Source organism: Pirellulales bacterium, assembly GCA_035533075.1.
GTDB lineage: Bacteria > Planctomycetota > Planctomycetia > Pirellulales > JAICIG01 > DASSFG01.
Genome location: DATLUO010000174.1, coordinates 34,284 through 60,866, shown reverse-complemented (window position 1 = coordinate 60,866; position 26,583 = coordinate 34,284). Strand labels below are relative to the sequence as shown.

Annotated in this window: 12 protein-coding genes and 5 tRNA genes; 15 read left to right on the top strand and 2 right to left on the bottom strand. The window is 62.5% G+C overall.

Features of this window, described 5'->3' with window-relative positions; translation table 11 throughout:
• Nucleotides 1–376: 376 nt before the first annotated feature.
• Both VNH11_21640 and VNH11_21635 read right to left on the bottom strand, forming a co-directional pair.
• Nucleotides 377–6,373 (bottom strand): PVC-type heme-binding CxxCH protein, encoded by a 5,997-nt coding sequence (locus VNH11_21640; GenBank protein ID HVA48980.1) that lies wholly within the window; start codon nt 6,371–6,373, stop codon nt 377–379.
• A gap of 163 nt (nt 6,374–6,536) precedes the next feature.
• A complete protein-coding gene (locus VNH11_21635; GenBank protein HVA48979.1) occupies nt 6,537–7,949 on the bottom strand; it encodes a hypothetical protein in 1,413 nt (470 codons plus the stop codon).
• Nucleotides 7,950–8,214: 265 nt separating this feature from the next.
• Between VNH11_21635 and VNH11_21630 the strand changes: the two genes are divergently transcribed.
• The 15 genes from VNH11_21630 (at nt 8,215) to rpoC (ending at nt 26,577) form a co-directional block, all read left to right on the top strand.
• A complete protein-coding gene (locus VNH11_21630; protein HVA48978.1) occupies nt 8,215–12,021 on the top strand; it encodes a hydantoinase B/oxoprolinase family protein in 3,807 nt (1,268 codons plus the stop codon).
• A 527-nt stretch (nt 12,022–12,548) separates the two neighbouring features.
• A tRNA-Thr gene (locus tag VNH11_21625) sits at nt 12,549–12,621 on the top strand.
• A gap of 17 nt (nt 12,622–12,638) precedes the next feature.
• Nucleotides 12,639–12,720, top strand: a tRNA-Tyr gene (locus tag VNH11_21620).
• Nucleotides 12,721–12,723: 3 nt separating this feature from the next.
• Nucleotides 12,724–12,794, top strand: a tRNA-Gly gene (locus tag VNH11_21615).
• Nucleotides 12,795–12,906: 112 nt separating this feature from the next.
• Nucleotides 12,907–12,979, top strand: a tRNA-Thr gene (locus VNH11_21610).
• Nucleotides 12,980–13,026: 47 nt separating this feature from the next.
• Nucleotides 13,027–14,226: an elongation factor Tu gene (gene tuf / locus VNH11_21605; protein HVA48977.1), complete on the top strand. Its 1,200-nt coding sequence runs from the start codon at nt 13,027–13,029 to the stop codon at nt 14,224–14,226.
• A 77-nt stretch (nt 14,227–14,303) separates the two neighbouring features.
• Nucleotides 14,304–14,379, top strand: a tRNA-Trp gene (locus tag VNH11_21600).
• 72 nt (nt 14,380–14,451) lie between these two features.
• Complete coding sequence (gene secE, locus VNH11_21595) at nt 14,452–14,883, top strand: preprotein translocase subunit SecE (protein HVA48976.1); 432 nt, start codon at nt 14,452–14,454, stop codon at nt 14,881–14,883.
• Nucleotides 14,884–14,908: 25 nt separating this feature from the next.
• Nucleotides 14,909–15,769: a transcription termination/antitermination protein NusG gene (gene nusG / locus VNH11_21590; protein ID HVA48975.1), complete on the top strand. Its 861-nt coding sequence runs from the start codon at nt 14,909–14,911 to the stop codon at nt 15,767–15,769.
• 77 nt (nt 15,770–15,846) lie between these two features.
• Nucleotides 15,847–16,269, top strand: coding sequence for a 50S ribosomal protein L11 (gene rplK, locus VNH11_21585; GenBank protein HVA48974.1), 423 nt, complete (start codon nt 15,847–15,849; stop codon nt 16,267–16,269).
• A gap of 71 nt (nt 16,270–16,340) precedes the next feature.
• Nucleotides 16,341–17,024, top strand: coding sequence for a 50S ribosomal protein L1 (gene rplA / locus VNH11_21580; protein ID HVA48973.1), 684 nt, complete (start codon nt 16,341–16,343; stop codon nt 17,022–17,024).
• A 79-nt stretch (nt 17,025–17,103) separates the two neighbouring features.
• The gene (gene rplJ, locus VNH11_21575; GenBank protein HVA48972.1) at nt 17,104–17,655 is read left to right on the top strand and encodes a 50S ribosomal protein L10; all 552 of its coding nucleotides are present in this window, start codon (nt 17,104–17,106) and stop codon (nt 17,653–17,655) included.
• A gap of 88 nt (nt 17,656–17,743) precedes the next feature.
• Nucleotides 17,744–18,136, top strand: coding sequence for a 50S ribosomal protein L7/L12 (rplL, locus tag VNH11_21570; protein HVA48971.1), 393 nt, complete (start codon nt 17,744–17,746; stop codon nt 18,134–18,136).
• A 285-nt stretch (nt 18,137–18,421) separates the two neighbouring features.
• A complete protein-coding gene (gene rpoB, locus VNH11_21565; protein ID HVA48970.1) occupies nt 18,422–22,132 on the top strand; it encodes a DNA-directed RNA polymerase subunit beta in 3,711 nt (1,236 codons plus the stop codon).
• A gap of 128 nt (nt 22,133–22,260) precedes the next feature.
• Nucleotides 22,261–26,577 (top strand): DNA-directed RNA polymerase subunit beta', encoded by a 4,317-nt coding sequence (gene rpoC / locus VNH11_21560; GenBank protein ID HVA48969.1) that lies wholly within the window; start codon nt 22,261–22,263, stop codon nt 26,575–26,577.
• The last annotated feature ends 6 nt before the right edge of the window (nt 26,578–26,583 follow it).

The window sequence follows — 26,583 nt, the reverse complement described above, 5'->3', positions numbered from 1 at the left end:
GTTAACGAATTCGTGTTGCACCGTTGGCGGGCGGAAGTTCACGACTTTGCCGTGCCCCAGCTCGGTCAGAAGCAGATAATTCAGGAGCTGGCTACGGTCTTGGGACAGCCTTGTTAGCTCTGCGTCGACGGCAACGGGCATGGAAAGACAGAAAATTACTGACAGAAAAATGAGAATCGCGCGCGGCCGAAGTAACACCCTTTAGCCTTATCTACTGTAATATGCAACCGGGGTCCTCGTCATCCCAACATATCGGACCAAGTTGGCGGTAGTGACGGAGCAACTCAATTATCCACAACGCGCGAGATCCCCTCTGCTACCAGTGTCGCACGGTTAGACACATTTTTCTGTCAGTAATTTTTCTGTCCATACCAGATTAGTGATGGTGCTCGTGCCCGTCGCCGCCTTTGAACAGGTTGCTGCTCTTGTCGCCGCGGGCGGCGATGTAGGCGATCAGGTCCAAAACCTCGTCGCGCGTGAGCTTGTCCAGCAGGCCCTTGGGCATGATCGACGTCTTCGCCTTCTCGCGCTGGTCGATCTCCGATTTTTTCAGCACCACCGGCTCGGCCTTGGCCAAGGGGTTCTCGATCACCTTCACCGCGTCGGCCGTCTCCTCCAGCACCAGCCCGGTGACCGTCTTACCGGAATCGAGCTGGAACGTGTAGGTCTGGAATTTCTCGTTGATCTTGGCCGAGGGGTCGAGAATCTCTTTGAGAATATCGACCGGCTGATACTTCGCTTCGAGCTTCGATAGGTCGGGGCCGATCTCCGTCCCCACGCCGTTCAGCTTGTGGCAGGCCACGCAACTCGCCACGGTAAACATCTGTTTGGCGTCGCCGAAAGAACGGCCCGACGAAAGATCCTCGACCGCCACCGCCAACTCGTCGAACTTCCATTCCGTCCGCAGCCTCCGGTCCTTCAGCAACTCGTCCTTGATTTCCAGCGGATGGGCCGCCAGATAGGCTTCCGGCCCGGCCAGATACTGATCGAGATCGTCGACCACATACAGCGCGCCGTACATCCGCCGCCAGTGGCCCGGAAAGGTGCAAACGTAAGGATAGACGCCGGGCTTGGTCGGCGCATTGAACGTCAGACGTTGCGAGCCGCGGGGCTGCAAAAGCCGGCTGGCCAGGAGAATCTTGTTCGAGGGCGGCACGTACTGCCGCTCCAGCGCGCCGGGCTGCTGCGCCGTCGATTCGCCCAGCAGGCCGACTTCTTCCAGCGAACCCGGCCGCACGATCACGAAGTTGTGCGGCATCAGGTCCGGATTGTCGAGCAGGAACTGCACCGGCTTGCCGGCCGCCACGGCGATCACGTCCTGATCGTACGACATGCGTTCGGGCAAGGTGCCGAGCTTGATCACCCGCACGCCCAACTCGCGCAGCTCGCCGCGAATCCGGCGGGCTTCGTCGATCGGCAGCAGCGATGCCAATGCGTCGGCAAATTCGAGCTCATCGAGCGCCGACTCGCTGGTGCGGTCTTCCACCGGCAGGCCGCGGACGGCGGGCACGACCGCAGCCAGCAGCGGCTTGACTTGCTGCTTGTTCCAGTATTGGCGGCCGATGCGCTGCATGGCGCGGATGGCGGGCAGCAGGTCGGCGGATGCGCCTTTCTCACTATGAAGTACCAAGGCAGCCAGCGTGTCGAACGTCTTGGCCTCCTGGCCGCGAACGTAGGTGAGCGCGTTCATCGCGGCGCGGCGGACCAGCGTGTCGCCGCCCCCACCTTCCAGGTCGAACTGCACTTTGCGGTCCGGCGCGGCAACGCCGCCACGTTTGAACACTTCGTGCCTGGACGAATCGAGCACACGCAAGGTGAACCCTTCGAGCCGCTTGCCCAGGTCGCCGTCGCCGCGGTTGTAGATCACGATCCGCTCCACGGGATACGTCTCGCCCAGATCGACTTCCCACCACGGTTCGGGCGTGTTCTCCTGCGTGTGCGTCTGGCCGTTCATGCCGAACAGGCCGCTGGTGTTGCCGTCGATGGCCCGCGCGGCGTCGCCGCCGTAGGCCGTATTCTTTTGCGTCGCCTTGCCATGCCGGGCGACGTTGCGGCCGCCGCTGTAGATCTCGACTTCGGCCAAAGTGAGCGTCCCTTTACGCGGCAGCTCGATCCGTACATAGCGGCCAAGCGTGCCCGTGCTCTGCTTGGCGTGGGCCAGCGGCTCAGGCAGCCCTTGCAGCAGCGGTTCGACCAGCGGATAGAGACGTGCCCTTAAACTGGGATCGCTGACCAGCGGCACCGCGCTCGTCAGGTCGTACAGCGCCGGCAGGCTCGTCGTGCCCAGCTTCCAGGCGTTGTCGGGCGAGCCGTCGATGGCGATCAACGCGGAGAAGGCCACCTGGCGGATGATCGGCTGCTTCGATGCCGTGGCCAGCTTTTCGATCTGGCCGCGCACGGCCGCGAGCTGCTCGGCGTTGCGAGCGGTCAGCAGCCGCACCAGGTCGAACACGACGCTCTCATCGCGGTCGTCTTCTTTGTTGTCGATCCGATGGATGGCGTCGAGCAGCACGTCGAGCTCGCTCTTCTTGTCGAGCTTCGCCAGGCCGGCCAATGCCTCGCGGCGATATTCGTCGCGCGCGCCCGGCCGGAACAGCAGTTCGTAGTAGACCGGCCGCGATCGTTCTTTCGACAGAAGCTGATCGAGCGAAAGGTGCTTGAGCAAGAAGCTCGCGCCGGCTTCGGTCGTCAGCGGAATCTCGCGCTTCTCGGCCAGCGCCTGCTTCCAGAGCGGCTCGAGCGACTTCATGGTCTGGTCGCGCGCATAGTCGAGGTACGGATCACTCGTGGCTTGCTGCGCGACCAACGCCACCTCGAACGCTTCGGGCACGCGGAAGAAGCTCGCCGCCCGCACCGCCTGCAAGCGCACGCGCGGGTCTTCGTCGGCGGCCAGCTTCTTAACCTCGTTGAGGGCCTGCGGCACGCGGTCGCGCCAATAGCAAAGCACGCGCGTGGCCCCGGCACGGGCATCGCCATCTTTCGCCGCGAGCACCTGCTTGAGAAGATCGACATTGACCACGTTGTGTTGCTGGTGCAGCCACAGGGCCTCCAGCAGATGATGCTCGTAGCCGCTGTCGGCCGGACTGAGTCGTTGCAACCACGGCTTAAGCGCCGCCAGCACGTCTGCCGACGGCCGTCCGCTTAGCTCGATGCGAGCGCGGTAACGCACGCGGTTTTCTGGCTGCTTGAGCAGGTCGAGCAACTTTTCGACCGGCTCGCCCGCGATCTTGGGCGAGGGGCTGAGCTTGCGGCCCTCGTAGGTCACGCGATAGACGCGGCCGTGCTTGCGGTCGCGGCTGGGATCCCGCAAGTTGTGCTGCATATGGCCGATGATCGGATTCTGCCAGTCGGTGAAATAGAGCGCGCCGTCCGCGCCGATTTCAAAATCCGACGGGCGAAAGTTCGGGTCGCTCGACGACAAAAACGGTTCCAACTCGGTGCCGGCGATGCTCGATCCCTTGTTTTCAAGCCGGTAGCGCAAGATGCCCTGAAAGCCGATCACGTTGCCCACCAGCAGGTTGTCTTGCATCTCGTCGGGAAAGTGGCGGCTCGACAGGATCTCGGTGGCCGGGCAGGGCCGCGTCCGCTGGTTATATACTTGCGGCGCATGCGGGTGCTTTTGCGGGAACTCGACGTAGCCCGAAAAAATCGCCCCGTGATAGGGCTGGGCGCCGGTGCCGTCGTGAACGATGTCCTGGCCCCAGCGATCGAACACGTGGCCGTGCGGATTGGCAAAGCCGTAGGGCACGTACCGCTCGAACTTGAACGTGCGCGGCTCGAACCGCCAAACGCAGGCGTCGGTGTTGCGCTGCGGGCCATAGGGCGTTTCGACCTGCGTACGATGGAACACGCCTTCCTGGAAGTAGAGACCTCCGCCCGGATCGAGCACGAAGCTGTTGGCCGTGTGGTGCGTGTCGGCCGAGTCGAGTCCGTGCAACACGCGCAAGCGCACGTCGGCCCGGTCGTCGCCGTCGGTGTCTTTGAGAAACAGCAGGTCGGGGGCCATCGCCACCAACACACCGCCGCCCCAGAACTCGAAGCCGGTCGGGTTGTGCAAATGATCGGCGAATGTCTTGCATTTATCGGCCTTGCCGTCGCCGTCGGTGTCTTCCAGGATCAGCAGCTTGTCGTTCATCTCCTCCTTGGGCTTCCAGTGCGGGTAGTTCGGCCAGGCGGCGACCCACAGCCGGCCGTGGGTGTCGAAGGCCATCTGCACGGGATTGATGACTTCAGGAAACGTCTCCTCGCTGGCGAACAGATTGACCTTCAGTCCCTTGCCGATCGTCATCTTGCCGATGGCTTCTTCACCGCCGAGAAAGACGTGCTCGCCGTTGGGACCGGGGCCGGGCTTGTTCGTGACCACCGGAATGAAGGGTGGCGTGTTGCCGTCGTCGACTTTGAGATCACGTCCTTGTGCCATCTCCCAGACGCGCTTATCGCGGTTCTCGGTCATCGCGTCGAGCACTTCCAATTCGCGCATCATCACTTCGCGGTTCGTCTGGCCGTTGACGAATTTCAGATACGATCGGCCGCCGTAGCTCGAATAGCCGTCGGTCGTGCGGTAGCGATGGAACCAATAGAAGTTCTTGCCGTTGACGGCCTCGCGGAGCTTGGTGAGCGCTTCATCGCTCAGTTGCGGCTTCTGGTCTGGAAAGAGCGCCTGTACGATCACGTCGGCCAGTTCGGCGTTGCCATCTTCCGTCAGGTGGATGCCGTTCATGGTAAGGGACCTACCGGCACGTTTACGCGTGCCGCTCGCCGAGGCCGGCGAGCGGGAGGCGTCAGCCTCCCGGTAGATTTCCAACGTCGGCTGAAACAGATCGACGAACGCCACGCCATTGGCCTTGGCCACTTCGGCCATCGCCCGCGTGTAAATCTTCAGCCGAGCGTTGTTCTCGCTGCCGTCGGGCAAGTTTGGATCGTGCAGGTCTTCATGGGCGATGGGAGAAAAGAGCACCAGCTTCGGCGCGCTCTGGCCGTTGTACTTTTGCCCCAGCGTGTGCTTGACGAAGCCGTCCAGGTCTTGCTTGAACTTCTCCAGGCCCTGCTTGCCGGCGAACGATTCGTTGAACCCGAAGAAGGCGAACACCACGTCGGCCTTGGTCTTGGTGAGCCATTCATCGGGGCTGCCGAACCCTTCCGATCGCTGGCGAATGGTCAGTTCGTCGGCCGAAAAAGCCAGGTTGCGGAACGTGAGCCGATGTTCCGGGAACCGGGCATGAACGAGCGTCTCCATCCATCCATCGTGCTGCATCCGCTCGGCCAGCGTGTTGCCGATGATCGAAATATGGTCGCCCTTCTTAAGATCGAGGCCGGCGGCCGCGGATGCCCGATCACCGCCGTCGGCTTCCAAGGCAAAATCGGCCGGCTTGAGGGCCTTCTGCTGCCAGTATTCCGTGTTCTTGAAGCCAAAAAAAGACGGCTCGAACGTGCCGACGATCTCGACGTCATTCTTCTCCGGAATCTTGTCGCCCAGCCCGGTGAGATCATACGCCGCGTTGACAATCAGCCGCCGCAGCCCCTCGCTGGTAAAGTCGATCGAGGCGCCCATCGTCGTGCAGAACGCCTGGCCCGCTTTGCCCGACGGGGCGGTGTACGCCTTGAGCCAGGCCAGCGGCATCATGGGGTTGTTCTTTTCGCCTTCGACGGGCGGGTCGCTCGGCTTCATGCCCGCCACCACCTGACCATAGAGCAAGACCTGGGCATCGGGCGTGAGGTTCTTGACGCCGTAGACATCGGTCTGGCCGAACACGTCGCTCACGCCGCGCAGCACCACAGCGTCCTTCTGCCGCTCGTTGATGATACCTCGCGTGGCCTCTTTGCCGTGGTGGCCGTGATGGCTGATCCAGGTGTCGCCCAGAATCTGTCGCCCGAACCCGCCCGGCCACTTCGAGCTGGAAAAGCTCCAATCGAGGTAGGGGCTGTCTTTCTTCTTCGAGTAGCTGAAGGCGTGGGTGGCGGTGCGCAGGCCGATCACCGGTTTGCCGGCGTTGATGAAATCGACGATGTGTTTCATCTGATCGTCGGGCAGCTCGCGGAACCGTGTGGCGATGATCATCAGGTCGGCGTCGTCGAGCTGCTCCAGGCCCGGAATGTTGTTCTGGTTGTTGGAGTTGATGATGCCGGTCTGCGGATCGACGGCGAAGTGGACCGTACAGTCGAAGCCGTGCCGCTGGCTGAGGATTTTGGCCAGCATGGGCAACGCTTCCTCCGAGCGATACTCTTCGTCGCCGGAAACCAGGACGATTTTCTTTCCTTTGCCGGGGCCGTCTTTGCTCCTGTAGGCGACCCATTGGTCGGCCGCGAGGGCGTGCAGGCCGGTGCCAACGAGCAGGCAGACGGCCAGAAAGCAACGAGGGGCGTGTCGTTTCATCGGTCTCTCTAGTGGTTTGGAGGAATCCGTATCGTAAAACACGCATTCCGGCTCTGCAAACGGCCCTGCCGATCGCAGCCACCAGACGTCGCAAAAAAAACCCCGCGTGCGGCATTGCGCCGGCACGCGGGGCCACACGGAGTTTTGCGATAAGATCGCGGGCCTATCGGAACAGATCCGGTTCCTCCGCTCGCTTGGCGTTCCTTTGCTCGGGGAACATGTCCGAAAGATTGTCTTCGGCGTTGATCCCCACTTCGACGTTTCCGCTGAAGTTGATGGCTTTGCTCGCCATGTGGCTGCCGTTGCCGCGATCGTATTCGATCACGATCGGATACGCATTGCGGACGGTCCGGGTATGCCGGGCACGCACCATCATCGGCTCGTCGTTGACCACAAAGTGGAAGTCTTTGGGGTTGCGCGTGTTGTCGATGGTCACGTCATAGCGTTGCTTGAAAAGCTGCCAGCCATGCTCGGTCGGCGTCCACACATAGGTGCCGTCGCTCAGCGAATACTCGGCGACGCCTGCGTTGGCCCCGCGATCGTACTCGATTCGCCAGGGCCATCCGGTCGGCAGCCGCTGAGAGGTGCCCGGCCGCATAATGTATTCCTCGCCGTTGAGCACATAGCGGATCGTCTCGCCGTACTTGCGCGGGTTCATGATCAAGGTGCCGCTGCGTTGGGGCGCGCCTTCGGCGTCAGGCAGCGGATCGTCGTTGACCACCGGCAGACCCAGCGCCTCGGCCGCGTTGCCGCGCGCGATTTCGACACCGCCATGACCGCGACTCCCCACCATGACCGTCGAGTCGTTCAGCACCACCGCGGTACCGACCGAGAGATTGGGGTTCTTAATCAGTTTCACCCGGCCCTTGGGCAGGACGGTCGCGGCGCCGATATCGGGTTCCGCTTCGTCGAGAGTCTCCTGAATCTGCACCCAGGTGTTCAGCTCGTCGAGCGCGCCAGCCAGCTCGCCGGCTTTCTCCTCCGAAACGGCCAGCTTGTCGAGCGCGTCGCGCAGGTCTTCGATTTGCGCGGTGGTGGCATCCCCTTCTTCACCGCTCTGCTCCAGATGCTTGAACGCCCGTTGTAATTCGGCTTCCCGCGCGATGCGCTCCGCGCCGGCGGCGTTGTTCGGCTCGGCTTCGAGCCAGACTTCATAAATCTGTTCGGGATCGCCGGAGCGGAGGGCTTTGGTGAGCGCGGTGCGGCAGGCCGGGTTCCACCCCGCCGTGCCCGACAACGCTTCGAGCTTGTCCGGGAAGAGTTGCCGCATCTGCGGGCGGAGGTCTTCAATCAGGTCCCGAATCTGGCGGTCGACGCCTTCTTGGGCGGCTTCCAGCCGGTTTTCGGTGAGAGGAATCGGCGTGACGACTTCATTGATCATCGAATCGGTATTCCGCACCGGCATCTCATTGCGTCGCAGTGCGCCCGGCCTGTCGAGCGGACGACGTGCGACCGTTGGCTGGCGGCGCTGGAAGCTGCCGCCCGGCGGGCCGTAATACTGGGCTCCGGCGGGCCAACTCGCAAATTGCAAACATCCCAGGCTTAAAACAAAGAGGATTGAGCGAGGTAAGAACATGTTCGTTTCTCCCTTTTTGGTCCGGATAAGGCCGACGCAGAGTGACCGCCGCGGCACAGCACAAACTTCGATCGCAGTAGCATAAGCGCGGGAGCAACGAGTGTGCCGCATGGAGAATTTACCGCCACGGCACCAAACCACCCGGATTGAAGGCGGTGGGGCGTCTACAAAACCGCCGCGCCGGTTCTTTGCCGACCAATGGGCGGCAATGCGCTTCAGTGATTGGCCCATTCATTCATCAACAACGATGCGATAGACTTGCCGCATGTCGCAAAACCCGTGGGAATTCTGGATCGATGTGGGTGGCACGTTTACGGATTGCTTTGCCCGGCTGCCCGACGGACCGCTCAGGCGGCATAAGCTGCTCAGCTCCGGCGTGACGAAAGGGGCGGCGGCCGCGAATTCGAGCCAAGCGGTCATCGTCGATCCCGCGCGGACCGACGACCCGGACGGTTTTTGGAATGGATTCACGTTGCGTCTGCTGTCCGTCGACGGAAAGACGCTCGCCGAACGACACGTGCATTCCTTCGACGCCAACACGGGCACGTTCTCGCTCGACATGCCCCTGAACGAAGTGCCCGCGGCGGGTCAGCCCTATGAGCTGGCGAGCGACTGCGAGGCGCCGGTCCTGGCAATTCGCTACCTCATGCGGCTGCCGGCCGATTCAATGATACCGGCCGTGCGCGTCCGTTTGGGCACGACGCGGGGAACGAACGCGCTGATCACCCGCCGCGGCGCGAATACGGCACTGGTCACCACGCGCGGCTTCGGCGACGTCCTGCACATCGGCTATCAGAACCGGCCGAAACTGTTCGAGCTGGCCATCAAGAAACCGGTCCCCTTGTTTGCGCACGTGGTGGAGATCGGCGAGCGCGTGACCGCCAAAGGCGAAGTGTTGCAAGCTCCCGATGAACAGCAAGTGCGAGAGCAGCTTACCGAGCTTAAAGCACGTGGCATCGAGTCGTTGGCCATCTGTCTGCTGCACGCCTTCAAGCACACGGCGCATGAGGAGATCGTCGCAAGGACCGCCGCCGAAATCGGCTTCGACGAGATCAGCGTCAGCAGCCGCGTCGCGCCGCTGATCAAGATCGTGTCGCGCGGCGATACGACCGTGGTCGATGCCTACCTCAACCCCGTGTTGCGGGGCTACGTCGAGCGACTGCGCGAGGCGCTCGGCGCGAGCGAGCTGCGGATCATGACCTCGGCCGGCGGCCTGGTAAGCGCCGAGCGGTTCCTGGGCAAAGACAGCATTTTGTCGGGCCCGGCCGGAGGCGTGGTCGGTTTTGCCCGTGCGGCGCGGCAGGCGGGCTTCGAGCGGGCCATCGGTTTCGACATGGGTGGCACCAGCACCGACGTGGCGCGCTTCGACGGCCGCTTCGAGCTGGAGTACGAAACCGAGAAAGCCGGCGTGCGCGTGGTGGCGCCGATGCTGTCGATCGAGACGGTGGCGGCGGGCGGCGGATCGATCTGCTCCTTCGACGGCGTGAAGCTGGTGGTCGGCCCCGATAGCGCCGGCGCCGAGCCGGGTCCGGCCTGCTATGGCCGCGGCGGCCCGCTGGCCGTCACCGACCTCAACTTCTATCTGGGCAAGATTCTGCCGCGACACTTTCCCTTTCCACTCGATCGTCGCGCGGTCGAAGGCCGGCTGGCGGCGTTGATCGAAACCGTCGCTGCCGCCACGGGCAGGCGTTATTCGCCCATCGAACTGTGCGACGGCTTTCTGCGAGTGGCGAACTCGAACATGGTCAAGGCCATTCAGTCGATCTCGGTTGCCAAGGGTTACGACCCTCGCGATTACGTGCTCGTCGCCTTTGGAGGCGCGGCCGGTCAGCACGCTTGCACCGTGGCCAGAGAGCTGGGCATGCGGCAGATTCTCTTGCATCCCGACGCCGGGCTGCTCAGCGCGTACGGCATCGGACAGGCCGACGTTTCGCGGCACCGGGCCAGCGGCGTGTATCAACCCTATTCCGAGACCGCCGTCGCCGAGTTGGCTGGGCAATTTCAGCGAATGGCCGACGAGGCGCGAGGCGAGTTGTTCGCCGAAGGCGTCGATCCAGCGCGGATCGAAGTCCGCCGGTCGCTCGATCTGCGGTACCGCGGGTTGGACGCTTATCTGACGATCGCGGAGCCGTCCGACGGCGACTACGCCGAAGCCTACGCGACCGAACATGAGCGACTCTATGGCTACCGCCGGCCGCAGCGGCCGCTGGAAATTGTGGCCGCCCGCGTGGAAGTCGTGGGACGCTCGCCGGAAGAACCGGCAGCGCCGGCCTCGGCCGCTTTCCGTCGCGCAATCAGTGAAGCCGCGACCGGCGCCTGGTTCGACACCGTCGAACACGCCACCGCCGTCTACGATCGCGCGACGCTGCGGCCGGGCGACGTGATGGGCGGGCCGGCGATTATTCACGAGTCGTCGTCGACCACGGTGATCGATCCCGGCTGGCAGGGAGAGATTCTGGCGGGCGGCGAGTTGCTGCTGACCGACCAGGCCGGCCAGGCACGTACGCAAGTTTCGACCGAGGCCGACCCGGTGATGCTCGAAGTGTTCAACAACCAGTTCGCCGGCATTGCCGAGCAGATGGGCATTACGCTGCGAAACACGGCCAGCAGCGTCAATGTGAAGGAGCGGCTCGACTTCAGTTGCGCCATTTTCACTGCTGCCGGCGACCTGGTGGTCAACGCGCCGCACATTCCGGTTCACCTGGGGGCCATGAGCGAGACGATCAAGCGGCTGCTCGACGACTTCCCCGGCATGCAGTCGGGCGATGTGTTCGTGACGAACAACCCGTATCGCGGCGGCTCGCACCTGCCCGACGTGACGGTCGTGACGCCCGTCTTCACCACGGACGGCGACTCCGGGCGGCTGGTGTTCTTCACGGCCAGCCGCGCCCATCACGCGGAGATCGGCGGCATCCGGCCCGGCTCGCTTCCGCCCTTTTCGCGAAACCTGGCCGAAGAAGGTGTGCTCATCCGCGGCATGAAGCTGGTCGAGCGCGGCCAATCGCGGTTGGACAACCTGAAATCCCTCCTGCTTTCAGGGGCCTATCCGACGCGGAACGTGGCCGATAACCTGGCCGACATCGAGGCCCAGGTCGCGGCCAATCATCGCGGCTCAGGCGATCTGCGGCGGTTGGTCCAACGATACCGTCTGCCCGTTGTGCTGGCCTACATGGGGCACATTCAGGCCGCGTCCGAGCGAAAGATGCGTTCGGCCTTGGCCCGGCTGGGCGACGGCGAATATCAATTCGTCGACCATCTCGACGACGGTTCGCCCATCGTCGCCAAGATCACCGTCCGGGGCGACGCGGCGACCATCGACTTCACGGGCACCGGTGCCGTATTGCCGGGCAACCTGAATGCGAACCGGGCGATCGTGACCGCGGCCGTGATGTACTGTCTGCGGGCCATGATCGGCGAGGAGATTCCGCTCAACCAGGGCGTGCTGGCGCCGGTCGAGATCGTCGTTCCGGAGTGTTTGCTGAATCCGCCCGAAGGTCCGTCGCCGGAAACGTCCGCTGCCGTGGTGGGCGGCAACGTCGAGACCTCGCAGCGGGTGGTCGACGTATTGCTCGGCGCCTTGCAACTGGCCGCGGCTAGCCAGGGAACAATGAACAACGTCGTCTTCGGCGACGCGACGTTCGGCTATTACGAAACGATCTGCGGCGGTGCCGGCGCTACGGCCGATGCCGACGGCGCCGACGCGGTTCACACGCACATGACCAACACGCGGCTCACCGATCCGGAAGTGATCGAGCACCGCTATCCCGTGCGCGCGCGCGAATTCTCCATTCGTCGCGGGTCGGGCGGCGCGGGCCGAAAGCGCGGCGGAGACGGCATCGTGCGGAAGCTGGAGTTTTTGCGGCCGCTGGAAGTTTCGATCGTATCTCAGCGCCGCGGCCCCTACCCGCCTTACGGCCTTTTCGGCGGCGAGCCGGGAGCGGTTGGCCGCAACTCGCTCCAGCGCGCCGACGGGACGATCGAGGATTTAGGGAGCCAAGTACAGTTCACGGCCATGCCCGGCGACGTATTGACGATCGAAACACCCGGCGGCGGAGGGTATGGGGAGCTGTGAAGGCTGCCAACGGTTTCCGCAGGCTGCCGCGTTCTTCCCGCGTTTTTTCGAAAGCTGCTATGCAAATCGGAAGGCTGCCACGCTTTGCAGTCGGCCATCTTCCACCGAAGATGGCCAAGGGCAACGAATTGCGGAGTCAACTCGCCCGTGGACTGGTGCAATCCAAAGACCCGATTCGAACGGCTTGACGAGCGCAAAGGAACCATTATAAAAAGAGAGCCTGGACGGGTTCGGCCCAGGAAGACCGAAATTGAGGCGCGGGCGCCACAGGTTGCCTGCGCGAACCGTTGGAATGGATCTTGGGTCTTAGATTTTGGGGCTTTGCCGTGCATGCGAAGACCCAAAGCCGACGACCCAAGACCTTTTTATGGCGCCCCAGACAGGGGATCTTTTCGACAAGGAGTGCCCCCCCCGACACCCGCTGTTTTCGCAAAGGCGTGCCAAACGCGCGATTTTTTTGGCCCGACCGTCTTGCAGGATCTTTTCCGCTTGCTATATTTAGAGGTTTTCGTAGCGGCTGAACGCAGGCTAGCGTAGCTCAATCGGCAGAGCAGCTGATTTGTAATCAGCAGGTTGTGGGTTCAAGTCCCTCCGCTAGCTCATCGCGGTCGAGCGGCGGGGGGTTTCCCGAGCGGTCAAAGGGGTCAGACTGTAAATCTGATGGCACTGCCTTCACAGGTTCGAATCCTGTACCCCCCATTTGCGGGTGTAGCTCAATGGTAGAGCAATAGCCTTCCAAGCTAAAGACGAGGGTTCGATTCCCTTCACCCGCTTCGGATAAGAAAGGAAGAAAAAGATGGATGGCGGCGGGGGCAATTTTGGATTTTCGATTTTGGATTGTTCGAATGAACGACTGCCTGGAATCCAAAATCCAAAATCGCCAAGGCTGCTGTAGCTCAGTCGGTAGAGCGCGTCCTTGGTAAGGACGAGGTCACGGGTCCGACTCCCGTCAGCAGCTCTCTTTGATCACAGTTTTCAACGCTTGCTTTAACGCAGGGAGACAGAATGGCCAAGGCAACTTTCGAACGGAAAAAACCCCACGTCAACGTCGGCACGATCGGTCACATCGACCACGGCAAGACCACGCTCACAGGCGCCATCCTGGCGGTCCAGGCGGCCAAGGGCCTGGCGAGCTTCAAGTCCTACGCCGATATCGCCAAGGGCGGCACGGTGCGCGACGAGACCAAGACGGTGACCATCGCCGTCAGCCACGTCGAATACGAGAGCGACAAGCGTCACTACGCCCACATCGACTGCCCAGGCCACGCCGACTTCATCAAGAACATGATCACCGGCGCCGCCCAAATGGACGGGGCGATCCTGGTCGTGTCGGCCGCCGACGGCCCGATGCCCCAGACCCGCGAGCACATTCTGTTGGCCCGCCAGGTGGGCGTGCCGGCGTTGGTGGTCTTTCTCAACAAGGTCGACCTGGTCGACGACCCCGAGTTGCTGGAGCTGGTCGAGTTGGAGCTGCGCGAGCTGCTCACGCACTACGGCTTTCCCGGCGACGAGATTCCGATCATTCGCGGCGCCAGTCGCCTGGCCTACGACAACCCCAAGGATCCGGAAAAAACCAAGTGCATCCAGGAATTGCTCGACGCCATCGACAGCTACATTCCCGAGCCGGTGCGCGAGGTCGACAAGCCGTTCTTGATGGCGGTGGAAGACGTGTTCTCGATCGAAGGCCGCGGCACGGTGGCCACGGGCCGTATCGAGCGCGGCATGGTCAAGGTCGGCGAAGAAATTGAAATTGTCGGCCTCTCCAAGAAACCCGCCAAGACCACGGTCACCGGCGTCGAAATGTTCAACAAGACGCTCGATTCGGGACAAGCGGGCGACAACGTCGGCTGCTTGCTCCGCGGTCTGAAGCGCGACGACATCGAGCGCGGCCAGGTGCTGGCCAAGCCCGGCTCGATCACGCCGCACACCAAGTTCGAGGCCGAAGTGTACGTGCTGTCCAAGGAAGAAGGCGGACGGCACACGCCGTTCTTCAGCGGCTACCGTCCGCAGTTCTACTTCCGCACGACCGACGTGACCGGCACGGCCAACCTGACGGGCGACGTCGAAATGTGCATGCCCGGCGACAACGCCAAGCTCTCGATCGAGCTCATCAGCCCGATCGCCATGGACGACGGCGTGCGTTTCGCCATCCGCGAGGGTGGTAAGACGGTCGGTTCGGGCGTGGTGACCAAGATCCTTGAGTAAGTAAGGAGGATGGCCTTCCTAGGCCGTCCAGGCAAGGGCGGGGACAAGCGAGGACGCTTATGCTACGAGGAAATAATAGGGGCGTAGCTCAACTGGCAGAGCGCTGGTCTCCAAAACCAGAGGTTGCGAGTTCGATTCCCGCCGCCCCTGCCATTTCCTCAAGGCACAGTGTAAGGCGCGCAGTGAAATCGAGGGAACGATGAACCAAGATCGGCGAGTAAGCACGTGAGAGAAGGCAATACGGCAATCCATCCGATGTGGCGCGAGTTGTTCAGCGTCGGCATCTATAAGCGGAGCCAGGGGCGCATTGCGCGGCAGGTGACGTTTGCCGTACTGGCGGCCGTGGTGGCACTGGGCGCCTGGAGTTTGCAGCAGTTCTTGATGGACCGCTCGGTCACCGCGCAATTCGGCGCGGCGGGTGCGGTGCTCGTCGTGGGCTGGTGGATGTCGTATCGCGCGGTCAACATGCCGCGCTTTGCCGACTTTCTCATCGCGGTCGAAGCCGAGATGAATAAGGTTTCGTGGCCGTCGAAGGGCGAGCTGTTTCGCAGCTCGGTGGTGGTGATCATCACCATGTTCGGCCTGGCCGCGACGCTTTACTTTTACGATTTGTTGTGGCAAATGCTCCTGACCAAGCTCGGGGTATTGCGAGGATAGGCTGCCGGTGACGGGGAGTGCGGTTGTGACGGATGAACTCGACGATTTATTGACCGGGCCCGACGAGGGTCCGCTCGAGCACGCGGAACCGGAGACGGGCGGGCCGGCCGCTGAAGCCGCGCGCCCGGTCGACGCGCCTGATGCGCCGTCGCAGGCAGGGGCGGCAAGCCCAGAGGCGACTGAGGCGGTCGCCGCGGGCCCCGACGCGTCCGAACAGCCGGCTCTGTCGCAGGAAGAGGGGCCGCAGGAAGAGGATCGGCCGGCGGCAAAACGCGCCGCGTCCAGGAGCAAGCCGGCCAAAGCCCGCGCGCTGCGTGCTCCGCTCGAAGTCGGGTCGCTGGAAAAACAACCGATCAAGAAAGACTGGTACATTCTCAAGGTGCAGAGCAACCGCGAGGACTCCATCGCCGACGCGCTGAAACGCCGCATCGCCATCGAAGGATTGGGCGATTACTTTGACGAGATTATCGTTCCCACGGAGAAGGTCTCGGAATTCAAAGGCGGCAAAAAGCGGGTCGTCAAGCGGAAGATCTACCCCGGTTACATCGTCGTCCACATGGAATTGAACGACGACACGTGGTTCCTGGTGCGCGAAACGCCCGGCATCGGCGACTTCACGGGATCGGGCGGCAAGCCGACCCCCATGCTGCCGCACGAAGTGAACAAGATCGTCGCCAAGCAGGAAGATAAAGCGGAGGAAGAGATTCGCACCGTGATTCCCTACAGCCAGGGCGACCGGGTGCGGATCAAAGAAGGGACGTTCGAGAACTTCGAGGGCGACGTCGACAACATCGACAAGGCGAACGGACGCGTAACGATCATGATCAACATTTTCGGCCGCTCGACGCCGGTCGAGCTGGAATACTGGCAAGTGGAAAAACTTTAATGTTCAAGGCGTTAGGCGTTCGGTATTAGGCGTTAGGCGCCTGACGCCTAATGCCTGACGCCTGACGCCTCAAAAACATGGCAAAGCAACTCGTAACACAAGTCAAGTTTCAGGTGCCTGGCGGCCAGGCGACGCCGGCGCCGCCCGTGGGCACGGCGCTGGGCCGTTTCGGCGTGAACCTGGGTCAGTTTGTCCAGCAATTCAACGAACGGACGCGCGAAGCGGGCGGCATGCCGATCCCGGTCGTGGTGAGCGTCTACAACGACCGCAGTTTCGATTTCGTCACCAAGAGTCCGCCGGCCGCGGCGTTGTTGAAGCAAGCGGCCAGCATCGCCAAGGGGTCGGGCGTGCCGAACAAGGAGAAGGTCGGCAAGGTCACGGGGGCGCAGATTGAAGAAATTGTCAAGCAGAAGATGGCCGATCTCAACGCGCGCGACGTGGCCCACGCACGCCGCATGATCGAGGGGACGGCCCGCAGCATGGGAATTACCGTGGAGTGATTTTGGATTTTGGATCGCAGATGCGCCAAAACTGAAATCGAATCCAAAATCCAAGATTCAAAAACTCAAAGATGCCTCATCAATCCAAACGATTCAAAGCCCTGGCCGCCAAAGCGCCGGGCACGAGCGCGCCCTTGCCGCTCGACAAGGCGGTCAGCCTGCTCAAGCAGTTCAACACCACCAAGTTCGATCAGTCAGTCGAGATCGCCATGCGGCTGGGCATCGACGCCAAGCAGGCCGACCAGTTGGTGCGCGGCTCGATCGTGCTGCCGCACGGCATCGGCAAGTCGCTGCGCGTGGTGGTCTTCGCCAAGGGCGATCTGGCCGACCAGGCCAAGGCGGCGGGTGCCGACGAAGTGGGCTCCGACGATCTAGCCAAGAAGATCAAAGACGGCTGGACCGAGTTCGACGTATGTATCGCCGCGCCCGACATGATGGGCCTGGTCGGGCCCTTGGGCCGCGTGCTGGGTCCGCGAGGTCTGATGCCTTCGCCGCGTGCCGGCACAGTCACGCCCGAAGTCGCCAAGACGGTCAAAGAATACAAGGCCGGCAAAGTGGAGTTCCGCAACGATTCGGGCGGCGTCGTGCATGCGGCGGTCGGCAAGTTGAGTTTTGACGCGGCCAAGCTGGCGGAGAACATCCAGGCCTTCATCAACCACATTCACGGCATGAAGCCGCACACGGTGAAGGGGCACTTTGTCAGGACGGTCGCCATTAGCGCCACGATGAGTCCCGGTATCCGAATCGCCGCATAGATATAGAAGAAGCGGTCAGTGGCAAGTTGGTCGGTGACCAATGTCCTGAACCCTGAACCCTGAACCCTGAATCCTTCCAATGAGTAAATTTGTCAAGAACCTGATTAGCGACGATCTCAAGCGCCGGCTGGACGGCGTCGAAAACGCCCTGCTGGTCAGCGTGGCGGGACTCGACGCCAACAAGAACTCGCGGCTGCGCAAGACGTTGCGCGAGAAGAACATTCAATTGCTGGTCATCAAGAACAGCCTCGCTCGCCGGGCGACCGAAGGCACGCCCTTGGCCGCGGCCTTCGAGCAAATGGAAGGCTCGCTGGCCGTCGTGTGGGGCGCCGAAGACATCGTGTCGCTGGCCAAGCAGGTCACCGCCCTCAGCGGCGACAAACAGTACGAACCGTTCGCCGCCCGTGGCGGCGTGATGGACGGCAGCCGGCTGACCGCCGATCAGGTGGCGGCGGTGAGCAAGTGGCCGAGCCGGCAGGAACAACTCAGCATTCTGGTCGGTCAGATTCTCAGTCCGGGGGCCACGTTGGCTGCCCAGTTCACCGGCCCCGGCGCCGCGTTGGCCAGCCAGATCAAGCAAAAGGGAGAGGAGCAAGAAGAGGGATCTGCCCCAGAAGCAGCCGCACAATAGAACATGAGACCAGGAACCCAGCCACCAAACCAAAACATCCACAACGACCCAACCGAGAAAGGAACGATCAATGTCCGAAGCAGCTACGATGGAATATTCCACTACAACCAAAGAACTCGGTGAGAAGATCGCTGAGCTCACGCTTAAGCAGGCCAAAGAGCTGAGTGACTACCTGGAAAAGACCTACGACATCAAGGCCATGGCCGGCGGCGGGGTGATGATGGTGCAGGGCGGCGCGGGCGGGGCCGCGGCCCCGGAGGTGGTCGAGAAGACCGAGTTCGACGTCGTGCTGGAAGCCTTTGGCGACAAGAAAATCGGCGTCATCAAGGTGGTGCGTGCCGCGACCGGCCTGGGCCTGAAAGAGGCCAAGGACCTGGTCGAGGCCGTGCCCAGCAAGATCAAGGAAGGCATCTCCAAGGAAGACGCCGAAAAGTTGAAGAAGGAGCTGGAGGAAGCCGGCGCCACGGTTTCCATCAAGTAGTTCGCGTGCAAACTTGTGGCGACCGCCAGAGACCGAAAACCGCGCGTATCGCTGGCGCGTGGTTGTGGGCCGGGCGGCGCCTTGTCCCGCAGGGGCCGGCACAGAAGTGCTTGTTCCGCAGTGGAGTGCCGCGCGGCGTAGCGAACCGCTCGGCATCGTTGGAAGTGGTTTGACCGCCATCTTGCGCTTTGATAGCGGACTGAACATCGGCCGTGCGGGCCAGCGCGCGCCAATCGACCCAGATTTCCGGCCTACGTCTCTTACCCGTTAGGATCTTCATTCCTTATGGCCACATCGGCAGAACGTCGCCTCAACCCCAGTAAAGTGATTCGTTTCGGCTCGGAGCGAAAACACCAGAGCATTCCCGACCTGACCGAGATTCAGACGCGCAGCTACGATGCGTTTCTGCAACTCGACACCCCGCCCGATAAACGCAAAGACCAGGGCATTGAGGGCGTGCTACGCGAAATCTACCCCATCGAAAGCTACGACAAGACGCTGCAACTGCAGTACCTGCGTTATGATCTGGGCAAGCCGCGTTACACGCCCGACGAGTGCCGGCAGCTCCGGTTGACCTACGGCCGGCCCTTCAAGGTCTGGCTGCGGCTCACCAAGGAGCAGCCCATCGACGAAGAGGTCTACCTGGGCGACATGCCGATCATGCTCGGCGGCGGCGAGTTCATCATCAACGGCGCCGAGCGGGTCGTGGTCAGCCAGTTGCACCGCAGCCCCGGCGTCGATTTCGTCAGCGAAATGGAAGGCATGGAGCGGCGGCTGCACAGTTGCCGCATCATCCCCGAGCGCGGAAGCTGGATCGAGCTCAACGTCAGCAAAAAAGAAGTGCTGACGGTGCGCATCGACCAGAGCGGCAAGTTCTCGGCGCTGACGCTGCTGCGGGCCATGGACGCCAGGTACAGCCAGAACTCCGATTTGATCCGCTGTTTCTTCGAGACAACCGTGGAGAAGGTCGTCGACGGCCGCAGCGTCGGCAAGATCGAAGGCAAGCTGGCCGTGACGGACGTGGTCTACCCGGCCGAAAGCGACCGCGCCGGCGAGGTCATCCTGGAGTCGGGCCAGAAGATCACCAAGAACGCCGCCGAGGTGATCTGCACGTCGGGCCTGACATCGGTGGAAGTCATGCCCGACCAGAAAGATCAGCTCATCTTCAACAGCCTGCGCGAAGACAGCACGGCCAGTCACGAAGAGGCGCTGCTGAAAATCTATCAGCGTCTGCGGCCCGGCAACCCGCCGCAGTTGGAAAAGGCCAAGGCGCTGTTCCACGAAAAGTTCTACGACACTAACCGCTACCGCCTGGGCCGCGTGGGCCGCTTCCGCATCAATCGCAAGCTCGGTCTGGAGATTCCCGAAGGCGAAATGACGTTGCGGCCCGACGACCTGATCGCGGCCATCAAGTATTTGCTGAGGCTGCGCGGCGACGATCCTACGGCTGAAATCGACGACATCGACCACTTGGGCAACCGCCGCTTGCGGACCATCGACGAGCTGGCCGCCGACGAGCTGCGGAAGGGCTTCTTGAAGCTCCGCCGCACCGTGCAGGAGCGGATGAGCCTCAAGGACGTCGAAGACATGACGCCCCGCAGTCTGATCAATCCCAAGAGCGTGTCGGCGGCCATCGAGTATTTCTTCGGCCGCGGCGAGCTGTCGCAGGTGGTCGATCAGACGAACCCGCTCTCGATGCTCACGCACGAGCGGCGGCTGTCGGCGCTCGGCCCCGGCGGCCTGAACCGCAAACGGGCGGGCTTCGAAGTGCGCGACGTACACATCTCGCACTACGGGCGAATCTGTCCCATCGAGACGCCGGAAGGTACGAACATCGGCCTGATTTCAAGCCTGGCGATCTACGCCGGGGTCGACGAATACGGGTTCCTGATTACGCCCTATCGCAAGTGCATCAAAGGCAAGGTGGCCGACGAAGTCGTCTGGCTGCGGGCCGACCAGGAAAACGAGGCCTTCTTGGCGCCGGCCGACACCCCGGTCGAGCACCACAAGCTGGTGGGCGACAACATCATCGCCCGCTACCGTGCCGACTTCGAGATGGTGCCGGCCGACAAGATTCAATACACCGACGTGGCCCCGGCCCAGATGGTGGGCGTGTCGGCCGGTTTGATTCCCTTCTTGGAGCACGACGACGCCAACCGCGCCTTGATGGGCTCCAACATGCAGCGACAGGCCGTGCCGCTGTTGGTCACCGAGCCGCCGATCGTGGCCACCGGCATGGAGCGCGACGTGGCCCAGAATTCCGGCATGCTGATCCGCGCCAAAAAGAAGGGCACGGTCAACTACGTCGATGCCACCAAGATCGTCGTCGGCGACGAGACCTATGAGCTGCGCAAGTACGTGGGCCTCAACGAGCGGACCTGTCAGAACCAGCGGCCGATCGTCAGTCCCGGCCAGAAGGTGGAGAAGGGCGAGGTGATCGCCGACGGCGCCGCCACCTACAAGGGCGAGTTGGCGCTGGGCCGCAACGTGCTCGTCGGCTTCATGGCCTGGGACGGTTTCAACTTCGAGGACGCCATCATCATCAGCGAAGAGTTGGTGAAGAACGACGTGTACACTTCGATCCACATCGAAGAGTTCGACATCGAGATTCGCGAGACGAAGCTGGGCCGCGAGGAGTTCACGCGCGACATTCCCAACGTCAGCGAAAAGGCCCTGCGCAACCTCGACGAAAGCGGCATCATCCGCGTCGGCACCTTCGTGCGGCCGGGCGACGTGCTGGTGGGCAAGGTCTCGCCCAAATCGAAGACCGAGTTGACGCCCGAAGAAAAGCTGCTGCACGCCATCTTCGGTCGGGCGGGCGAAGACGTGAAGAACGATTCGCTCGAAGTCCCTTCCGGCGTGGAGGGCATCGTGATCAACACGCAGAAGTTCTCGCGGAGGCTGAGCCTTTCGGAAGACGAGCGCAAGCAGTTCGAGAAGCAGCTCAAGGAGGCCGAAGCGCAAGGCAACGCTAAGATCGCGCAGGCTTTTGGCGCATTGGTCGAGCAGATCGAAGGGATTTTGCAGCGTCCGATGACCGACGAAGACGGCAACGCCTTGGTCCGCGATCAGGAGCACAAGTATGTGGCCGAGCAGGCCCAGCGGTTCAAGATCGAGTCGCTCGACATCCGCAGTCCGCAGCGCAAGGCCGACGTCGAGAAAGCCTGGAAGAACGGCTGGCCGTCGGTCGAAGTCGCCATCGACGAGCGCGACCGCCATCTCAACTCGATGAAGCGCGGCGACGAGCTGCGCAGCGGCGTGTTGCAGATGGTGAAGGTCTACATCGCCGCCAAGCGGGTGATTTCGGTGGGCGACAAGATGGCCGGCCGCCACGGCAACAAAGGCGTGATCGCCAAAATCCTGCCGCAGGAGGACATGCCCTTCCTGGCCGACGGCACTCCGCTGCAGATCATGCTCAATCCATTGGGCGTGCCGAGCCGCATGAACGTGGGTCAGATTCTGGAGACGCATCTCGGCTGGGCCGGCGCCAAACTCGGCTTCCAGGCCATCACGCCGGTGTTCGACGGGGCCACCGAAGAGATCATCCAGAAATGCCTGGACGAGGCCGACTTGCCCCGGCACGGCAAGGCCCAACTTTTCGACGGCCGCACCGGCGTGCCGCTCGAACAGGAGACCACGGTAGGCTACATCTACATGCTCAAACTCCACCACCTGGTCGACGACAAGGTTCACGCCCGATCGACCGGGCCGTACTCGCTGATCACGCAGCAGCCGTTGGGCGGCAAGGCCCGCTTCGGCGGCCAGCGGTTCGGCGAGATGGAAGTCTGGGCTTTGGAAGCCTACGGCGCGGCGTACATCTTGCAGGAGTTGCTGACCGTCAAGAGTGACGACGTGGAGGGACGCACCAAGATTTACGAGTCGATGGTCAAGGGCGAGAACACGCTCGAGGCCGGCACGCCCGCCAGCTTCGACGTGCTCACCAACGAGATTCGCGGCCTGGCCCTGAACATGCAATTAGAGAAACGACGGGTATGAAATGTCAAATGACGAATGTCCAAGGACGAATGTCCCGTCATTTCGTCATTCTGTCATTCGTCATCGAGCCCGGTCCCGCAATAACTCAACCCGCGTACAACAACCCCACCCGATAAGGAGCGAAAACAATGAGCACAGGTAACGCCGAAAGCTCTTACGATCGGATTAACGATTACGCCTCGGTCAAAATCAGCCTGGCCCGGCCGCACGACATTCGTAGCTGGTCGTTCGGCGAGGTCAAGAAGCCCGAGACCATCAACTACCGCACCTACCGCCCGGAAAAGGACGGTCTGTTCTGCGAGCGCATTTTCGGACCCGAAAAGGACTGGGAATGTTCCTGCGGAAAGTACCGCGGCATGAAATACAAGGGCATGATCTGCGACCGTTGCGGCGTCAAGGTCACGCACAGCCGCGTGCGCCGCAAGCGCATGGGCCACATCGAGCTGGCCGCGCCGGTCGTCCATATCTGGTTCTTCAAGGCCATGCCCAGCCGGTTGGGCAACCTGCTCGACATGAAGACCACCAGCCTGGAGAAGGTGATTTACTTCCAGGACTACGCCGTCATCGACCCCAAAGACACTCCGCTCAAGCGGCACCAGCTTCTCACCGAAGAAGAATTTCGCAAGGCCCGCGACGACTACGGCGAGGGAAGCTTCGACGCCGACATGGGCGCCGAGGCCGTCCGCAAGCTGCTGGCCAATCTCGACCTGGTCACCCTTTCGCAAACACTGCGCGTCAACCTTGCCGAGACCGGCTCCAAGCAGAAGCAGAAAGACCTGATCAACCGGCTGAAAATCGTCGAGGCGATCCGCGACAGCGACAACAAGCCCGAATGGATGGTGCTCGACTGCATCCCGGTCATCCCGCCCGACCTGCGTCCGCTGGTGCTGCTCGATTCGGGCAACTTTGCCACCAGCGACCTGAACGACCTCTATCGCCGCATCATCAACCGCAACAACCGGCTCAAGAAGCTGGTCGATCTCAATGCGCCGGAAGTCATCATCCGCAACGAGAAGCGGATGTTGCAGCAGTCGGTCGACGCCCTGTTCGACAACAACCGCTGCAAGCGGCCCGTGCTGGGCAGCAGCAACCGGCCGCTGAAGTCGCTCACCGACATGATCAAGGGCAAGCAGGGCCGCTTCCGCGAGAACCTGCTCGGCAAGCGCGTCGATTACTCTGCCCGCAGCGTGATCGTGGTCGGCCCCGCCCTGCGCCTGCACCAGTGCGGCCTGCCCAAGAAGATCGCGCTGGAACTCTATCAGCCGTTCATCATCCGGCGGCTGAAGGAGCTGGGCCACGCCGACACGATCAAGAGCGCCAAGAAGATGCTGGAGCGCAAAGACGACGAGGTGTGGGACATTCTGGAAGAGGTGATCCGCAATCACCCGGTGCTCTTGAATCGCGCTCCCACCTTGCACCGCATGGGCATTCAGGCCTTCGAGCCGACCCTGGTGGAAGGCAACGCCATCAAGCTCCATCCGCTGGTCTGCAAAGGCTTCAACGCCGACTTCGACGGCGACCAGATGGCCGTACACCTGCCGCTTTCGATCGAGGCCCAGGTCGAGGCCCATACGCTGATGATGTCGACGAACAACATCTTCAGCCCGGCCAACGGCGCGCCGATCATCAGCCCCTCGCAGGACGTGGTGATGGGTTGCTACTACATGACCATGAGCGTGCCTGAGCGCAAGGGCGACGGCATGGTGTTCAGCTCGTCGGCCGAGGTCCACCTGGCTTACTCGCTGGGCAAGATCGACACCCACGCCCACATCAAGATCCGCCTGGCCAAGAACCGCCGGCTCAAGGGCGAGGGCGAGATCAAGGCGGGGCGCATGATCGAAACGACCGTGGGCCGCGTGTTGTTCAACGACGCCTTGCCCGAAGGGATGCCTTTCTACAACATCCCCATGAAGAGCAGCGAGCTGGCCAAAGTCATCTCCGACTGCTACGCCATCCTTGGCCGCCGCGCCACGATCGATCTGCTCGACTCGATGAACCGCACGGGCTTCCGCGAGAGCACGCGCAGCGGCCTGTCGTTCGCCACCGACGACTTGATCACGCCGCCCATGAAATCGAAGATCATCGGCGACGCCGAAAAGACGGTGCTCAAGTTCCAGAAGCTCTATCAGCGCGGCGTGATTACCGAAGTCGAGCGCTACAACCAGGTGCTCGACGCCTGGACGCACGCACGCGAGCGGATCACCACCGAAATGATGGCCGAGCTGGAAAACGACCATCGCAAGCCGGGCTACGTGAATCCCATTTATCTCATGGCCAACTCCGGCGCCCGCGGCGGCGTCGAGCAGATTCGACAATTGGCCGGCATGCGCGGCCTGATGGCCAAGCCTTCGGGCAAGATCATCGAGACGCCCATCAAGGCCAACTTCCGCGAGGGCCTGACCGTGCTGGAGTATTTCAGCTCCACGCACGGTGCCCGCAAGGGTCTGGCCGACACCGCCTTGAAGACGGCCGACTCCGGCTACCTCACCCGCAAGCTGGCCGACGTGGCCCAGAACGTGGTCATCACCCAGCAGGACTGCGGCACCACGCAGGGCATCACCAAGGGCGTGATCTACCGCGGCGAGAAGGTCGAGGTGCGGCTGGCCGACTCGATCCGCGGCCGCGTCAGCCGGGCCAACATCGTCAACCCGATCACCGACGAAGTGGTCGTCAAAGAAAACGAGCTGATCACCGTCGAGATCGCCCGCCGGGTCGAAGAGATGGGCCTGGAAAAAATCCAGGTCCGCAGCCCGATGACCTGCGACGCTTCGCTGGGCATTTGCAGGCTGTGCTACGGCATGGACCTTTCGACGGGCTCGCTGGTCGAGGAAGGGATGGCCGTGGGCATCATCGCGGCCCAAAGCATCGGCGAGCCGGGCACGCAGTTGACGATGCGCACCTTCCACATCGGTGGCACCGCAGCTCGTGCCGTGGAAGAAAGCGAGATTCGCGCCAAGAAGGCGGGCATCGCCAAGTTCGCACGGCTCAAGCTCGTGCGCAACGAAGAAGGGCAGCAGATCGTGCTGGCGCGCAACGGCGAAATCGCCTTGAGCGATCCCAAGGGCCGTGAGTTGGAGAAGTATGAGATCCCGGCCGGTGCCGTGCTCAAGGTCGAAGAGAATCAGGAGGTGCAGGCCGGCGCCGTGCTGTGCCAATGGGACCCGCACAGCATCCCGATTCTGGCCGAGGTGGGCGGCAAGGTCCGCTACGAGGACGTGATCGAGGGCGAAACGCTCCGCATGGAGAAGGATCCCAGCGGGCACATTCGCCGCATGGTCATGGAGCACAAGGGCGATCTGCACCCGCAGGTCATCTTGGAAGACGCCGGCGGCAAGATTCTCGACTTCTATTATTTGCCCGAAAAGGCCCACATCGAGGTCAACGAGGGCGACCAGGTGGGGGCCGGCACCTTGTTGGCCAAGACGCCCCGCGAGGTGTCAGGCACGCAGGACATCACCGGCGGTCTGCCGCGGGTGACGGAAATCTTCGAGGCCCGCAAACCGAAAGACCCGGCCGTGATCGCCGAGATCGACGGCAGCGTCGAGTTGTTGGGCGAGAAGCGCCGCGGCAAACGGACGATCATCGTCCGCAGCGAAAGCGGCATCGAGCGCGAGCACCTGGTTTCGCACGGCAAGCACCTGCGCGTTCACGCCAGCGACTTCGTGCGCGCCGGCGAGGCGCTGGTCGACGGGCCGTTGGTTCCGCACGACATCTTGCGGATTTCGGGTGAAGAGGCCGTGCAGCACTATCTGGTGCGCGAAATCCAGAACGTCTATCGCAGCCAGCGCGTCGAAATCGACGACAAGCACATCGAGATCATCGTGGCCCAGATGCTCCGCAAGGTGCGGATTGAAAGCGTCGGCGACACCGGCCTGTTGCCGGGCAGCGTGATGGACAAGTTCGAGTTCCGCGCGGTCAACCAGCGTCTGTCGGGCTGCTTGCGGATCACGGAAAAGGGCGACAGCGACTTCGCCGTGGGAGCCATCGTGCCCAAGGACACCTTGGAGCAGGTGAACGCGCAGATCGAGGCATTGGGCGGCGAGGCGGCCAAGGGCACGCGGCCCAAGCCGGCCACCGCCAGCACGCAGCTTTTGGGCATCACCAAGGCATCGGTGCAAAGTGCCAGCTTCATTTCGGCCGCCAGCTTCCAGGAGACGACCAAGGTGCTCACCGAGGCGGCCCTGGCCGGCAAGGTGGATACGCTGGTCGGCCTGAAGGAGAACGTGATTCTCGGTCACCTGGTGCCGGCGGGCACGGGCTTCAAGACCTACCAGGACTCGGAAGTGCGGATCAAGCCCGAGGCCCTGGTCGATCTGGCCCGCGAGAAGGAGCGAGTGCTGACCAAGGCCTTCCCGCTTTTGGAGAGCGGCAAGGATGGCCACGGTTCCGACGGCAAGGGCGCCAAGTCGTCGGCCGGCGGCCTGGACGCGCTGTTGAGCGAGTAATCCCTG

Excerpts from the sequence above, each read along its gene's own strand:
- VNH11_21640 (HVA48980.1), bottom strand. The coding sequence starts at position 6,373 with ATGAAACGACACGCCCCTCGTTGCTTTCTGGCCGTCTGCCTGCTCGTT.
- VNH11_21635 (HVA48979.1), bottom strand. The coding sequence starts at position 7,949 with ATGTTCTTACCTCGCTCAATCCTCTTTGTTTTAAGCCTGGGATGTTTG.
- VNH11_21630 (HVA48978.1), top strand. The coding sequence starts at position 8,215 with ATGTCGCAAAACCCGTGGGAATTCTGGATCGATGTGGGTGGCACGTTT.
- tuf (HVA48977.1), top strand. The coding sequence starts at position 13,027 with ATGGCCAAGGCAACTTTCGAACGGAAAAAACCCCACGTCAACGTCGGC.
- rplK (HVA48974.1), top strand. The coding sequence starts at position 15,847 with ATGGCAAAGCAACTCGTAACACAAGTCAAGTTTCAGGTGCCTGGCGGC.
- rplA (HVA48973.1), top strand. The coding sequence starts at position 16,341 with ATGCCTCATCAATCCAAACGATTCAAAGCCCTGGCCGCCAAAGCGCCG.
- rplJ (HVA48972.1), top strand. The coding sequence starts at position 17,104 with ATGAGTAAATTTGTCAAGAACCTGATTAGCGACGATCTCAAGCGCCGG.
- rplL (HVA48971.1), top strand. The coding sequence starts at position 17,744 with ATGGAATATTCCACTACAACCAAAGAACTCGGTGAGAAGATCGCTGAG.
- rpoB (HVA48970.1), top strand. The coding sequence starts at position 18,422 with ATGGCCACATCGGCAGAACGTCGCCTCAACCCCAGTAAAGTGATTCGT.
- rpoC (HVA48969.1), top strand. The coding sequence starts at position 22,261 with ATGAGCACAGGTAACGCCGAAAGCTCTTACGATCGGATTAACGATTAC.